The sequence below is a fragment of the Lentzea sp. JNUCC 0626 genome, assembly GCF_043632865.1.
Taxonomy (GTDB): domain Bacteria; phylum Actinomycetota; class Actinomycetes; order Mycobacteriales; family Pseudonocardiaceae; genus Lentzea.
Map to the genome: position 1 here is coordinate 4,881,068 of NZ_CP171635.1, position 14,558 is coordinate 4,895,625.

Consider the following 14,558-nt stretch of genomic DNA (forward strand, 5'->3'; position numbering starts at 1 on the left):
CGCGCGGACCGGCAGGACCACGCAGAAGCACCGGCAGAAGTTCCGCAGGTCTGCCCAATCGCACAGCGCGACGGCCCGAACTGAGACGCGGGAACGCGAAAACTATTCGACCAATCAATTGGTAATCGACAGCTCGGATCCCTGAACCATTTCGGCACCCATTACGTGATTCCTTGAGTACACCGGCGAACACTTCAGGGAGTTCCGATGCGGGTCGCGTCACGCACCGTCTTCGACTTCGTCCGGCCCGACGGTTCCACCGCCCCGGTCGAGACCGAACTGATCTACCAGGCAGAAGACCCGTTCGCGGTCACCATGCGGTTCCACGCGGGCGGCACGGTCGCCACCTGGATCATGGGCAGAGACCTGGTCACAGAGGGCATGAGCATGAGAGCCGGCGACGGGGACGTGCGGCTGTGGCCGGTGTCGAGCCGGGTGCTGCGGCTCGAACTCGTCTCCGACCGGCACGTCACGGCGTTCCGGCTGCCGTCGGTGACGCTGCGGAAGTTCCTCGACGCGGCCTACCGGCTGGTGCCGGCCGGCACGGAGCGGTTCGACGCCGACGCGTTCCTGAGCACCGTCCTGCGCTGACCGCGTTCCGTCACGCCCCGGCGAGCCGCTTCCGCACGTCGGCGGCGATCTCCCGGGTGACGTCGGTGTCCCACCGCTCGCAGGCGGCGAGGGCGTCTCCGAGGTGCCGCTGGTGCGCGGTGTGGTCTTCGCGCGCCTCGGCGTTGACGGCGAGTTCGCGCAGGATCTCGATCTCCGCGAGGCCGTCGCCGATCACCCGGAACTCCGCGAGCGCGTGGCCGAGGTCCTCGTCGGACGCGTCGAGCCGTTCCGCCGCGCGATGGGCGAGGCCGCGGTGCCAGCGCGTGCGGGCGAGCCAGGACGCCATCCGAGCGCGCCGGTAGACGTCCTCGGCTTCCGTCAGCGCCGCGACGGCGTCGTCCGGCCTGTCGGCGTCTATCAGGGCGAGGCCGAGCCATCCGAGCGTGCGGCCCAGTGCGGAGAGTTCGTAGATGGAGCGGGCGTAGGCACGTTGTTGCCGGGCGACTTCCTCGTGCGCGGTCACGGCCGCGATCGGCCGGTTCATCAAGCGCCACAACACTCCGAGCACCGAACGCGCGTAGTGCTCGTCCATCGGTTCCCGCATCGAGTCGATGGCCTTGAGGCACACGCGTTCGGCGTCGTCGAAGTCGCCGAGGCCGCTGTGCGCGGCCGACGCGATCAGCCAGATCCAGCCGAGGTGCCCTGTTTCTCCTGAGGTCTCGGCGATCCGGGCCGCGCGGGTCAGCACCTCCAGCGCCGGTCCGGGCGCCTGGGCGACGTCGAACAGCGCCCAGCCGAGCTGGCCCAGCACGACGATCTCCTGCCACGGCTCACGCGCGGACGCGAGGGCGAGGCGGTAGACGCGTTCCCAGACCAGGCCGGGTTCGATGGCGGAGTAGTGCGAGAGCGCGATCACGGCCCTGGCCACGTCGTCGTGCAGACCGCGGGCCTGAGCTCGTTCGACGATCTCGGGCAGCAGGTCGCGGTGCTCGTCCAGCCAGCGCCGACCCGTTGCCACATCCGGGAAAGGTTGTTCTCTCACGTCGACTCGACGTGCGTCGCCCGTCTGTCCGAAGAGGACTCCGGCCGCGCTCGTCCGGTGCAGTAACCAGGCGAGCATCCGGCGGTCGGCGTCGTCGTCGGTGGTGTCGATCAGGCCGTGGGCGAACGTCCGCACCAGGCCGTGCATCGCGTACCCGCGGTCGTCGGGGTCGAGCAGGCTGACGTCGGCGAGCTCTTCCAGCGCCCGTTCGGCTTCGTCCGGCGGGATCGCGGCGAGTTCGGCGGCCAGAGCGGGGGTGACGTGCGTGCCGACGAGCAGGCCGAGGCGCCGGAACACCAGCCGCGCCGTCTCGGGCAGGTGCGCGAGCGACACCTCGAACGCGCCGCGCACGTCCAGGTCACCCGCCGTGAGCGCGGCCAGCCTGCGTTCTTGGATCTGCTCCAAGAGGTGCAGGAGTGGCCAGCGCGGGCGGCTGGCGAGGCGGTTGCCCGCGATCCGCAGCGCGAGCGGCGACATCCCGCACAGCCGCACGAGGTCCCGGGCGGTGCCGGGGTCGGCCGCCACCCGGTCCGCGCCGACGATGGACGCGAGCAGTTCGGTCGCGCACGGTTCGCTGAGACCGCCGAGCCGGATCCAGGTAGCCCCGGCCAGTCCGGTCAGGCGCCGCCGGGACGTGACGATCGTGAGGCAGCCCGAGTCCGCCTGCAACGCGCGGACCTCCTCCTCTGTGCTCGCACCGTCCAACACGAGCAGCAACCGTTTGCCGGCCACCAACGACCGGTAGAGGCGCGTCTGACCGTGCGCGTCCTCCGGCACGTGCTCCGCCGGTACCCCGAGGTCCTTGAGCAACCGCTGCAACGGCCGTGCGGACCCCTCGACGTCGATGAACAACTGACCGTCCGGAAAGCGCCCCTCCAGCAGATGCGCGGCCCTCACGGCGAGGCTCGTCTTACCGGTGCCGGCAACCCCATGAACCACCACGAGCCCATGAGGCGTCTTCGCGATGGCGTCGAGTTCGGCGTCACGCCCGATGAGGTCGGCCACGTACATCGGCACCGACCAGACCGGACTGGCCTGCGTCACCCGCCCCGTCCGCGCGAGCCGCCGCAGCTCGGCCCGGTCGCGCTCGTCGAGCCCCAACGCGTCCAGCAGCGCCTCGGTCGTGCGGCGCTGCGGCGACCGGGCCCGCCCGCGTTCCATGTCGCTGATCGCGCGCACGCTCACGCCGGACCGTTCGCTCAGCTCCTCCTGGCTGAGCCCGGCGTTCCTGCGGTGCTGCACGAGCCGGGCGCCGAACGTCATGCGACAGAAGTTAGTGGGTCAAACTGGTGAGCATCTGCGCGCACACGCGAGAGAGGTGCCGCCGCATCACGGCCCCCGCCTTGGCCGCGTCCCCATCCGCAATCGCCCGGACGAGTTCGTCGTGGTCGTCCATCGACGCGTGCTGGTGCGGCGGATCGTCCTCCAACGAACTGCGCAACAACACCACCCGCTGCTGCACGAGCCGAACCTGCTCGGCGATGTACGGGCTGCGCGCCGCGTCGAGCAACGTCTGGTGGAACGCCAGATCGAGCCGATAGGGGAACGGCTGCCCGGCCCGGTAGTTGCGCCGGCTCTCCGCACACACGTCCTGCAGCCGCACGAGGTCGACATCGGTCCGCCGCGACGCCGCGTGCTCAGCCGCCGCGCACTCCAACGCCGTCCGCAACTCGAACAGCGCCTTCACGTCCTCGGGCGTCGCGTCCGGCACGAACGCACCCCGGTGCGGCACCAGCGTCAACAGCCCCTCGGAAGCGAGATGCCGGATCGCCTCGCGCAACGGCCCGCGGCTGATGCCGAGCTGCTGCGCCACCTCGACCTCGTTGACCCGCGAACCCGGAGGGATCTCCCCGGTCAGCACCTGCTCCCGCAGCACGTCCACGGCCTGCCCGGCCAGGCTGAGGTGCAGAGGGGTCGGGGGTGTCACCTTCGTCTCCTGATCTGGACGGCACCGGCCGTCCTCCCGCTAAACTAGCGAACGTGTCAACTGTCGACAGTTGGCAGTTTCTTGGGACCCGGGAGGGGCGGCATGGGACACGAAGTGGTGGCAGAGGTCTGGCGGGGCGACTTCCTGGAGTCCGTGCACCACGGCACCGTCGTGGCCACCGATTCGTCCGGCTGGCCCGTGGTGTCGGTCGGCCGGCCCGGCGACGTGGCGTTCCCCCGGTCGTCCAACAAGCCGTTGCAGGCCCTCGCGATGCTGCGGTCCGGGCTCGAGCTGGACGGTTCCCTGCTCGCCCTCGCTTGCGCCTCGCACTCCGGCGAGGACTTCCACGTGCGCGGGGCTTTGCAGATCCTCGCCGCGGCCGGGCTGACCGAGGACGCCCTGCAGTGCACGCCCGACCTGCCGTTGGGCGAGGAGGCCCGGGCTCAGCACCTTGCTTTGGGGCTGTCCCCCGCTCCCAAGTACATGAACTGCTCCGGGAAGCACGCCGCGATGCTCGCCACGTGTGTGGTGAACGGGTGGTCTGTGGACGACTACCTTTCGCCGTCGCACCCGTTGCAGGTCGCCACCCGCGCGACGATCGAGGACGTGGCCGGGGAGCCTGTCGCCCAGGTCGGGGTGGACGGGTGCGGGGCGCCGATCTTCGCGATCAGTCTTACCGGGCTGGCTCGTGCGTTCGGGCGGCTCGCGGCTGCCGCGCCTGGGACGTTGGAGCACCGGGTTGCCTCGGCCATGAACGCCTACCCGGAGTGGGTGGGCGGGACCGGCCGGGACGTCACCTTGCTCATGTCTTCGCTGCCTGGGGTTATTGCGAAGGACGGGGCTGAAGGGGTTTACGCGGTCGGGCTGCCTTCTGGGGAGGGGGTGGCTTTGAAGATCGCCGACGGGTCTTCTCGGGCACGGGCTGTGGTCGTGGTGGCTGTGTTGCGACGGCTCGGGGTGGACGTTTCGTCGGTTGAGGGGCTGGCCACCGTGCCTGTTCTGGGGCATGGGCGGGCCGTCGGTGCGGTTCGGCCTTCGTTGGCCCTCGCCAGCTGATTCGGTGGTTGGGCAGACCTTGACGCGCGTGGTCCGGGCATCGCCGCTGGCGCATCGACAGGGACTGGGGCTGGGTTTGTGCTGGTACGTCACCGATACCGGCTGATCGGTGCAGCCAAGAGTGTCGGCTCGCCTTCGGCCTTGCGAGGGGCGGGCGTTGCCCTTGGCCAAGAGCTAAGAACGCCTCGCCTGCGGCACTGCCGTTGACTTCTGGGTGGGCTCGGCTACGCCATCGCGATGCTTGCGCTCGGTCGGCCGCCTCGCCCTCTGCCGCGCCGCCGCGCGCGTGCGTTGAACGTCAACGGCTGTCACACCGGAATGTTCACCCTCTGCCACTAGGCTGGTGGTTATGGGCGATTCGAAGGACGAGAACGAGAGACTCCAGGAGGAGCTCATCGGTCTCGACCCCCACGACCCCGAGACGAAGGCGTTCGCCGACCACCTCGACAAGATGCGGCGGCAGCGGCCCGGGTACACGGTCGAGGGGTATCTGGACGGCGTGCAGGACTTCGCCGACTCGGCCAACCGCACGACCGGGCACCAGCGGCTCGTCGCCGTGCTCGTGGTGGGGCTGATCCTGCTCGGGGTCATCCTCACGATCTGGTTCGCGCTCGGCGACATCCTCGCCATCATCTTCTGACCCCGAACGAGAACCAGTCCTTAACGGGGTCTTACGGCGGGACGGCCCGCAGGCGGCCCGGGAAGCCTCGCGCGGGTGGTCGCGTTATAAAGGGACATGGAACCTGTTGTCGGTACCACCCCGAAGGTCGTGCGTTCCGAAGAGGAATGGCGGACGTTGCTCAACCCCGCCGAGTTCGCGGTGCTGCGCCAGGCAGGCACCGAGCGTCCGTGGACCGGCGAGTACACCGAGACCAAGACCGAAGGCGTCTACGAGTGTCGTGCCTGTGGGGCCGAACTCTTCCGCAGTGACACCAAGTTCGACTCGCACTGCGGGTGGCCCTCGTTCTTCTCGCCGCTCGCCGGGGACACGGTGATCCTGCGGGAGGACCTGTCTCTCGGGGCGAAGCGCGTGGAGGTGCTCTGCGCCACGTGCCACAGCCACCTCGGGCATGTTTTCGAGGGCGAGGGGTATCCCACCCCGACGGATCAGCGCTACTGCATCAACTCCGTCTCCTTGAAACTCGTTCCGTCCGAATAGGAGACTGAGCCCAGTCCGGCCCGCCCCTGGGCCGGACAGACCTGGGAGGCAGAAATGATCTTCTTCGGTACTGACGGTGAAGGCTCCGGCGGAGTCGACGGCGGCTCGTCGAGCTAGCCACCTGCGGTGGAACGTTGCCATGACAACGTTTCACACCAAAGCATGACGGAAGACGGACAACCCTAAGGCTTCGTCAACAAGCCTTGCCGGGCTGTGGCCCGGACCACACCATGAGTGCACCGAAGCAGATTCGGGGCAAGTCAGGGGGTGGGTCAGATGGCTTGGGGGTTGTCCGGACCGGAGTTCCTTCGGTTGTACTGGATCGGGCTGGCGCTGGCGGTGCTGGTCGCGATCGTCGTTCGGGTACGCGTGCGGGCGGGTCGGAGCACCCAGCCCGTGCGCTCCCTCGACATGGACGAGCTCGCATTTCTTGCGGGCGGTCCAAGGCGTGTGGTCGAGACGTCCGTCGCGCGTCTGCTCACCGCGGGTGAGCTCAGGACTTCACGGCGTGGCACCGTTCAGGCCACCGCCGACACGAAGTCGATCAACTCGGTGGACCGCGCCGTCATCACCGACGCGCAGCGCTACACCAACCGCACGGTCAACCTGATGATCCCGTCGGTCGCCAAGGACCGCGTGGTCACGTCGATCGGCGAGCGGTTGCGCGAGATGGGTCTGGTCGTCGACCCGGACGTCGCGAAAAGCGCGCTGCGCAAGGGAACCATCGGTCTCTGGGTGCTGCTCGGGATCGGGTTGGCGCGCTGGATCAACGGCATCGTCATCGGCGCGAACATCGGCTGGCTCACGCTGCAGCTCGTCGTCACGGGTCTGCTGATCCTGCTGCTGACCAGGCGTGGCAAGCACGTCCGCACCAGCAAGGGCAACGACGTGCTGGCGTCGGCACGCGGTACGAGCGTGCGCGCGACCAGCAACGACGACGGCCTGTACGCGGGGGCGGCGGGCATGGTGCTGTTCGGCGGTCTCGCCACCTATCCGGATCTGGCGGTGCGCAGCTCGTTGCTGGCGTCGTCGGGTTCCGGTTCGTACTCCGCCACCACCGGCTACAGCGGGTGTTCGAGCAGTTCTTCTTCGTGTTCAAGCGGAAGCAGTTGTGGCGGTGGCGGCGGCTGCGGTGGTGGCTGCGGCGGCGGCAGCTGATCGTTCGGTCCTATTCAGGTAACACCGGGAACCCAGGGGTAGATCTCACGTCGAAGATGCACCGACACCAGTGAGGGGAGTGCTGATGTCAACGTCCTCGACACCGCACCGGACGACGTGGTCCGCGGAGGAGATCGGGTTCCTGGCAGGGGGACCGGGCAGGGCGGCGGAAGCCGTTCTCGCCCGGCTGCTGGACGGCGGTCTCGTGCGCATCTCCCGCGAGGGACTCGTGACCGCCGTCCACCAGAACACCTACGGCGCCACGAGCGCGCTGGAGGCGTACGTCCTCGCCGGACTGCACGGCGCCGCCCGTCCGATCCACCAGGTCGTGCAGGTGGCGATGGCGAGCCACGAGATGGCCGCGCTGCACCAGAGTCTCGTCTCGCGAGGGATGGTGCCGCAGCAGTGGGGACGGCCGCGCGGTGGCAAGTCGGCGTTGCGCGTGATCCTGTTCATGCTGGCGTTCGTGTCGGTGTTCGTGGCGTTCGCGATCGACCCGCGGCTGTTCCTCGTGACGGCGCTGCTGGTGTTCGTCGCGATCCTGTTGCGCAAGAAGGGGAGGCTCACGCGCAACGGCAAGGCGGTGTGGCTGCACGCGTTGCGCACCCCGCGCAGCAGTGCGGACTCGGTGGCGTTGTTCGGGTTGCGACGGGGGAAACAGCGGGCGAACACCGGTACGTCCACTTCGTACATCGCGAGCAGCTGCAGTTCGTACGACTGGAACCACCACAGTTGCGGCGGCACTTCGAGTTGTTCCAGCAACAGCTGCAACAGTTCGAGCGGTTGCAGCAGTTCCAGCAGCAGCTGCTCGAGCAGTAGCAGCAGTTGCAGCAGTTCGAGTTGCAGCAGCAGTAGCAGTAGCTGCAGCAGTTCCAGCAGTTAGGGGGAAGCTGATGGAAACACCCACGACGCAGGCGACGTGGTTGTCGGCCGAGGAGGCCGGTTACCTGAAGGCGGGTCCGCGGCGCGCGGCGGAAGCCGTGCTGGCGCGACTGATCGACAACGACCTGGTGCGGGTGTCGCGGGAGGGGCTCGTCTCGGCGGTGCACCAGAACGGCCACGGCGCCACGACCTCGGTCGAGGCCCGGATGCTGAGCTACGCGCGGACGCCCGTCCCGTTCGAGGAGATCCTGCCGTCGACGGCGACCAGCACCGAGATGGTCCAGCTGCACCAGCACCTGCTGGGCCGCGGGCTGATGCAGCGGGGACGGCACCGGCACGACGGCTGGTGGTTCTCGCTCGCGATCGCGATCCTGCTCTTCGTGCTCGGGTTCTCCGCGCCGGGATGCTTCTACGGCGTGCCGATCGCCCTGGGGTTCTTCTTCTGGCAGTACGGCAGGAGCCCCGTCACCCACGCCGGCAAGGAAGCGCTGCGGCAGGTGACCGCGAACGACCGGGTGCACGCGGTGGCGTTGCACGGGTTTGACGGCCGGATCGCCACGCAGAGCGTCCGGGCGCTGTTCGGTCTGCCGGAGCAGCTCGTGGTGACGCGGGAGCCTGCCAGGGCGCGCAAGTCCCGGCGGTCCTCTTCGGACGGTGCCGGGTACGGCGCCTACAGTGCGTGCGGCAGCTCGTCCGGGTGCGGCAGCTCCGGCTGTTCCGGCGGGTCGAGCTGCGGTGGTGGCGGCGGTGGTTGTGGTGGCGGAGGAGGAAGCTGATGGCGGTTCCCACGGCGGCGCGGCGCACGGACGTGTCCGCGGAGGAGATCGGATTCCTCACGGCGGGGCCCGGCAGGGCGGCGGAGACCGCGCTGGCCAGGCTGATCGACGGCGGCATCGTGCGGGTGTCCCGCGACGGACTGGTGTCCGCGGTGCACCAGAACGGCCACGGCTCGACGACCGACGTCGAGGCGCACATCCACAACCAGGTGCGCAGCAAGTCGGTGCGAATCGGTCAGGTGGTGCAGAACGCCGCGAACAGCGTGAAAATGGATGCGCTGCAACGGGATCTGCGCTCGCGCCGGTTGACGCGCTCCGCCCGGCCCCGGCTCGGGGCGTGGTGGGTCTTCCTGGTCATCGGTCTCTTCCTGGCCCTGGTGGCGATCACGGAACCGTGGCTGCTCATCGGCACCGTCGGTTTCCTCGGCATCGCCTGGTACTCGTTCGGCGCGAAGCCGCTGACGAGGTCGGGCAGGGCGGCGCTGGCCGGCGTCACCGCGAGCGACCGGGTGCTCGCCGTGGCCTTGGAGGGCTTCCGCGGCCGGATCGGCAACCGGGCCGTCGGTGATCTCTTCGGGCTCTCCCAGGCCGTGGTGAAGATGATCCCGCGCAAGAAGAAGGCGCGGAAGATGGCCCGCGGCGGCGCGGCGTCGAGTTCGGCGGCGGCGTGCGGCAGTTGCGGCAGCGGGTGTGGCAGCAGCAGCTGTGGTAGCAGTAGCTGTTCGTCGAGCAGCAGCAGTTGCAGCAGTTCGAGCGGCAGCAGTTGCTCTTCCGGTGGCAGCAGCTGTGGCGGTGGTGGCGGAGGAGGCGACTGATGGCGGGCATCAAGGACCTGGGCGTCGGCATCGGCTGGCGGTCGGAGATCGACCTGACGGTGGAACGGCTGCCCGGCGTGGACTTCGTCGAGGTCGTCGCCGAGAACCTCCACGTCGGACACCTGCCGGAGTCCGTGACGCTGCTGCTGGAGCGCGGCGTCCCGGTGCTCCCCCACGCCGTGTCGCTGTCGCTGGGCGGCGCCGACCCCGTCGACCTGCACCGCGTCGAACACCTGGGCGCGGTCGCGGAGGCCGTCGGCGCGCCGATGGTGAGCGACCACGTCTGCTTCGTGCGGGCGGGCGGCCTCGACTCCGGCCACCTGATGCCGGTGCCGCGCACCAGGGACTCCCTGGACGTGCTCGTCGCGAACGTCAAGCTCGCGCAGGCGAACCTGCCGGTGCCGCTCGCGCTGGAGAACGTCGCCGCGCTGCTGGAGTGGCCGGACGGCGAGCTGTCCGAGGGCCAGTTCCTCGCCGAACTCGTCGAGCGCACGGACTGCTGGCTGCTCGTGGACGTCGCGAACCTCTACGCGAACGCCCGCAACATCGGCACCGACCCGGAACGCTTCCTGGACGAGATCCCGCTCGAACGCCTCGCGTACGTGCACGTGGCCGGCGGCGAACAGCACGGCGACATCTACCACGACACGCACGCGCACGCGGTTCTGCCGGAAGTTCTCGAAGTGCTCGACGAACTCTGCTCGCGCGTCGCACCGCCGGGTGTTCTCCTGGAACGCGACGACAACTACCCGTCCGACACCGAAATCGCGAGCGAACTGGCCGCGATCCGTGCGGTGGTGGACAAACATCGTGCCTGAAAACGGGAAAGAGAATAGCCTTTCGTCTGCACGCGAAAGGCTTGCAACCCAACAGGCCGAGCTGCTAAATGCATTGCTCGGCAACGGCCCCGCACCCGCGGGATTCGACGAACAACGCTTGAACGTCGAACGCCGTGCGCTGCTGTCGAAACGCCGCGGCATCGTCCGCATGCTCGGCCCGGCCGTCGCCGACGAGCTGGGCGACCGGTTCCGGCAGCTCTTCGACGCCTACGCCGTCGAACACCCACGTCGTGCGGGCTCACGCGCGCGCGAGGATGCCGCATCTTTTGCGGATTGGTGCCGCGAACGCGGCGAACTGTCAGTTAATCGCAAGGCACGCTGGAAGTTCTGGCAGTCGAACTGACGGGCGAACAAAACGGGGGCCAGAATCCCCCGTTCGGCCCTGTGTGCTCACAACGGCCGTCGTTACGTTCGAAAGGGTCGGGGGACCTTTGTGGACGCATTGCTATCGCTTTGCCGCGAATGGCCTTCCCGGCCTGCGCGAACCACAGCGCGCAGTAATTCGAAGCATGAGGGGATTCGAATGCGCGGAAAATTCACAGCGCTCGGCGTCGTAGCGGCGCTGGCCCTGACAGCGGTACCGGCCGGGGTGGCCGGCGCCGCACCACCGGTACTCGATCACGCTCCACGTCCAGGGCAGGCCGTCGACGAAGTCACCCTCGTCACGGGTGACAGGGTGGTTCTGGGCAGGGACAACCAGGTGCTCGCGATCCGGCCCGGTGAGGGTCGCGAGAAGATGGCTTTCAAGACCGCCCGCACCGCGGACGGCCACGTGATGGTGGTGCCTCAGGACGCCTTCGGGCCGCTGGCGGCGGGCCGGCTCGACCGCAGGCTCTTCGACGTCACCACGTTGCTGGACTTCGGCTACCGCGACCGCATGCCGTTGATCGTGGACGGCCGGGCGAGAGTGGGAGCGCGTTCCTCGAACGACTGGACGGCGCTCAAGGCGGAGACCGACAGCGGCGACAAGGTCTGGCTCGACGGCATCCGCAAGCCGAGCCTCGACCGGTCGGTCGCCCAGATCGGCGCGCCGGCCGCCCACCAGAAGGGCATCACCGGCAAGGGGATCAAGGTCGCGATCGTCGACACCGGTGTCGACGAGAAGCACCCCGACCTCGCCGGTCAGCAGATCGCGGAGAAGAACTTCACGACCGACCCCGACAACACCGACAACGTCGGGCACGGCACGCACGTCGGGGCCACGGTCGCGAGCAAGGACGCGAAGTTCGGCGGTGTCGCGCCGGGCGCGCAGCTCCTCGACGCGAAGGTGTGCGTCGAGTTCGGCTGCCAGGAGTCGTGGATCCTCGACGGCATGCGCTGGGCGGCGGAGCAGGGCGCCCAGGTCGTCAACATGAGTCTCGGCGGCGGCGACACGCCGGACGTCGACCCGCTCGAGCAGGCCGTCAACGACCTGACGGCCCAGTACGGCACGTTGTTCGTCATCGCGGCGGGCAACTCGGGTTCGCCGGGTTCGGTGAGCTCGCCCAGCACGGCCGAGGCCGCGCTGTCGGTCGGCGCCGTCGACCGCGACGACAAGATCGCTCCTTTCTCCAGCAAAGGCCCTCGCGTTGGAGACAGCGGGCTCAAGCCCGAGGTGACCGCACCCGGCGTCGACATCGTCGCCGCCAAGGCGGGCACCAGCGACCGGTTCGCCGCCAGCGGCACGTCGATGGCGACCCCGCACGTCGCGGGCGCCGCGGCCCTGCTGCGCCAGCAGCACCCGGAGTGGACGCCGGCGCAGGTCAAGTCGGTGCTCGCGACCACGGCCAAGCCCACCGAGGGCGTCAGCGCGTTCGACCAGGGCGCCGGACGCATCGACGTGGCCAAGGCCGTCAACCAGGTGCTGACCGCCGACACGACGGTCAACCTCGGCCTGCACGAGTGGCCGCACGCGGACGACGTGCCGGTGACCAAGCCGGTCACCTACGCGAACCCGACGGACGCGCCGCTCACGCTCGACCTGGCGCTGAAGACGACCGCACCCGCGGGCATGTTCGCGCTCGCCGCCACCAAGGTCACGGTGCCCGCCAAGGGAACCGCGTCGGTGAACGTCACCGGTGACACCCGCGTCGGCACGAACGACGCGGCGTACTCGGCCGAGGTCGTGGCCACCTCCGGACCGCACACCGTCCGCACGCTCGTCGGCATCGACCGCGAGGTCGAGAGCTACGACCTCAAGATCGACCTGACGACGCGCGACGGCAAGGACCCGGAGAGCTCGTTCACGTTCGTCGTGGGCCTGGACAACAACGTGTTCACGCCGGTGGCGGGCAAGGGCGACCTGAAGGTGCGGCTGCCGAAGGGCACCTACATCCTCGACACGTCGCTGTCGAACGGCCCGGAGGAGTCGGACCTGCTCGTCCAGCCGACGGTGAAGCTGACCGGGCACATGACGGTCCAGCAGGACGCCCGGCTCGCGAAGCCGGTGTCGGTGACGGCACCGGAACCGACCGGCGACTTCACTCTCGGCGTGCTCGGCTACCGGCGCGCGCTCGGCGAGACCGGCGGTCTGCAGGCGACGTTCTTCATGTTCGGCGGCTTCCGGGGTCTGCGGGTCGCCCAGGCCGGTGGGCAGCTCCCGCCGGAGCAGTTCTCGTCGATCGCGTCGTTGCAGGCCAACACCACGGCCGACCCGCACACGTTCTACCGGCTCTCCTACGGGGTCCCGGGCGGGCTGCCGGGCGGGCTGACCAAGGCCCCGGCCAAGAAGGACCTGGCCGAGGTCAGGAGCACGATCGGCGGGACCAAGCCGGACAGCCAGGTGTCGAAGGGTGAGATGCCGTTGACGCGGGAGGGGCTCAGCGGTGGCGCGGCGCTCTACCCGGTGGCGCACGGCGCGACCGCGGTCGAGTACCTGTCGACCCAGGACCTGCGCTGGGAGTCCATGGTGATGTCCCGGCACGCCAACGGTTCGGAGGAACGCCACTCCTCCCCGTTGCGCACCTACAAGGCCGGCAAGTCGTACCAGGAGCGCGAGGTCCGGCCGGTGTTCTCACCGGGTCTGCCGGAGTCGCCGTACGGCTACCTCCAGCAGTTCGGGTCGACGTTCTACATCGGCGCGCCGCTGTTCAGCGACGGCAACCACGGCGCCGGTGACTCCACTGTGGACAGCGCGCGGGTCGCGTTGCACCGCAACGGGGTGCTGCTCGGCGAGACCGACGGCAGCGGCACGTTCCCGAACGTTCCGCTGGCGCAGGGCGACTTCCGCGCGGAGGTCAGCGTCGACCGGAGCAAGCAGTTCGAGTTCAGCACCAAGGTGTCCGCGGCGTGGAACTTCAAGTCCAAGGGCGTCGAGGGCAAGAGCACCGTGCCGTCGCTGCCCGTGGTCCGGTTCGAGCCGAAGCTCGACGCCGGCGGCGCGGTGCCGGCGGGGTCGTTGCAGCGCGTCGGGCTGCTCACGCAGTCGCAGGGTGACGCGGGCAAGATCCGCATCACCGGCGTCGAGTACTCGCACGACGACGGTGCCACGTGGCGCCGTGCGGGTGTGGTGGGCAACAGCGCGTTGATCTACCACCCCGGCAACGCCCAGTGGACCTCGTTGAAGGCCACGGCGAAGGACAGCAAGGGCAGCACCGTCGAACTGACGGTCATCCGCGCCTACAAGGTCGCGGCGAAGTAACCGGTTGGTGGGGGCTCGTGCCTGAGCCCCCACCGACTCACGGCAGGTTGAGAACGAGCTCGGCCGCCGGGACGCGGGTGCCCGTGTAGAAGGGGATCTCCTCACGCACGTGCAGCCGCGCCTCGGTGCCGCGCAGGTGCCGCATGAGGTCGACGATGCGGTGCAGTTCGTCGGCCTCGAACGCGAGCAGCCACTCGTAGTCGCCGAGCGCGAACGACGCGACGGTGTTCGCACGCACGTCCGGGTAGTCGCGGGCTTCCTTGCCGTGGTCCGCCAGCATCTTGCGACGCTCGCCCTCCTCCAGCAGGTACCACTCGTAGGACCGCACGAACGGGTAGACGCAGACGTACTTGCGCGCCTCTTCACCCGCGAGGAACGCGGGGATGTGGCTGCGGTTGAACTCCGCCGGGCGGTGCAGGGCGACCTGCGACCAGACCGGCGTCGAGACCTTGCCGAGCGGCGTGCGGCGGAAGCCCGTGTAGGCGGCCTGCACCTGCTCGATCTCCTCGGCGTGCCACCAGATCATGAAGTCCGCGTCGGCGCGCAGACCGGCCACGTCGTAGACGCCGCGCACGACGACGCCCTTGCCCTCCAACGCGTCCAGGTAGTTCTGGGTCTCGCTGGCGGCCGCCGAGCGGTCGTCCGGGAGCTTGCCGGGTTCGACTCGGAACACCGACCACATCGTGTAGCGGATGGTGTCGTTGAGCTCGTTGTAGTTCAGACGCGCCATAGG

At 69.2% G+C, this 14,558-nt stretch carries 14 protein-coding genes; 11 read left to right on the forward strand and 3 right to left on the reverse strand.

The window, feature by feature from the left end:
• Positions 1-207 precede the first annotated feature (207 nt).
• A complete protein-coding gene (locus JNUCC0626_RS21505) occupies positions 208-591 on the forward strand; it encodes an SsgA family sporulation/cell division regulator (protein ID WP_394621575.1) in 384 nt (127 codons plus the stop codon).
• A gap of 10 nt (positions 592-601) precedes the next feature.
• Here the strand turns inward: JNUCC0626_RS21505 and JNUCC0626_RS21510 are convergent, their stop codons facing one another.
• Entirely contained in the window at positions 602-2,857 is a 2,256-nt protein-coding gene (locus JNUCC0626_RS21510) for a helix-turn-helix domain-containing protein (protein WP_394621576.1), read from the reverse strand.
• A 10-nt stretch (positions 2,858-2,867) separates the two neighbouring features.
• Positions 2,868-3,521 carry a GntR family transcriptional regulator gene (locus JNUCC0626_RS21515; RefSeq protein ID WP_285646706.1) on the reverse strand — a complete coding sequence of 218 codons (654 nt, stop codon included), beginning with the start codon at positions 3,519-3,521 and terminating at the stop codon, positions 2,868-2,870.
• A gap of 102 nt (positions 3,522-3,623) precedes the next feature.
• Here JNUCC0626_RS21515 and JNUCC0626_RS21520 point away from each other — a divergent pair, with 102 nt between their 5' ends.
• The 10 genes from JNUCC0626_RS21520 (at position 3,624) to JNUCC0626_RS21565 (ending at position 13,825) form a co-directional block, all read left to right on the forward strand.
• Entirely contained in the window at positions 3,624-4,577 is a 954-nt protein-coding gene (locus tag JNUCC0626_RS21520; protein WP_394621577.1) for an asparaginase, read from the forward strand.
• Positions 4,578-4,926: 349 nt separating this feature from the next.
• On the forward strand, positions 4,927-5,217 hold the full coding sequence (locus tag JNUCC0626_RS21525; protein WP_394621578.1) for a hypothetical protein: 291 nt from the start codon (positions 4,927-4,929) through the stop codon (positions 5,215-5,217).
• A 96-nt stretch (positions 5,218-5,313) separates the two neighbouring features.
• Positions 5,314-5,736, forward strand: coding sequence for a peptide-methionine (R)-S-oxide reductase MsrB (gene msrB, locus JNUCC0626_RS21530; protein ID WP_394621579.1), 423 nt, complete (start codon positions 5,314-5,316; stop codon positions 5,734-5,736).
• Positions 5,737-6,012: 276 nt separating this feature from the next.
• Positions 6,013-6,894, forward strand: coding sequence for a TIGR04222 domain-containing membrane protein (locus tag JNUCC0626_RS21535; RefSeq protein ID WP_394621580.1), 882 nt, complete (start codon positions 6,013-6,015; stop codon positions 6,892-6,894).
• An 85-nt stretch (positions 6,895-6,979) separates the two neighbouring features.
• On the forward strand, positions 6,980-7,777 hold the full coding sequence (locus tag JNUCC0626_RS21540) for a TIGR04222 domain-containing membrane protein (RefSeq protein WP_394621581.1): 798 nt from the start codon (positions 6,980-6,982) through the stop codon (positions 7,775-7,777).
• A gap of 10 nt (positions 7,778-7,787) precedes the next feature.
• Entirely contained in the window at positions 7,788-8,552 is a 765-nt protein-coding gene (locus JNUCC0626_RS21545; protein WP_394621582.1) for a TIGR04222 domain-containing membrane protein, read from the forward strand.
• Positions 8,552-9,367: a TIGR04222 domain-containing membrane protein gene (locus JNUCC0626_RS21550; protein ID WP_394621583.1), complete on the forward strand. Its 816-nt coding sequence runs from the start codon at positions 8,552-8,554 to the stop codon at positions 9,365-9,367. The genes JNUCC0626_RS21545 and JNUCC0626_RS21550 overlap by 1 nt, the downstream gene beginning before the upstream one ends.
• Positions 9,367-10,185 carry a DUF692 domain-containing protein gene (locus tag JNUCC0626_RS21555; RefSeq protein ID WP_285646780.1) on the forward strand — a complete coding sequence of 273 codons (819 nt, stop codon included), beginning with the start codon at positions 9,367-9,369 and terminating at the stop codon, positions 10,183-10,185. Before JNUCC0626_RS21550 ends, JNUCC0626_RS21555 begins: the two co-directional genes overlap by 1 nt.
• Complete coding sequence (locus tag JNUCC0626_RS21560; protein ID WP_394621584.1) at positions 10,178-10,549, forward strand: hypothetical protein; 372 nt, start codon at positions 10,178-10,180, stop codon at positions 10,547-10,549. Before JNUCC0626_RS21555 ends, JNUCC0626_RS21560 begins: the two co-directional genes overlap by 8 nt.
• A gap of 180 nt (positions 10,550-10,729) precedes the next feature.
• A complete protein-coding gene (locus tag JNUCC0626_RS21565) occupies positions 10,730-13,825 on the forward strand; it encodes a S8 family peptidase (protein WP_394621585.1) in 3,096 nt (1,031 codons plus the stop codon).
• A 37-nt stretch (positions 13,826-13,862) separates the two neighbouring features.
• Here the strand turns inward: JNUCC0626_RS21565 and hemQ are convergent, their stop codons facing one another.
• Positions 13,863-14,555, reverse strand: coding sequence for a hydrogen peroxide-dependent heme synthase (hemQ, locus tag JNUCC0626_RS21570; protein ID WP_394621586.1), 693 nt, complete (start codon positions 14,553-14,555; stop codon positions 13,863-13,865).
• Positions 14,556-14,558: the final 3 nt, after the last annotated feature.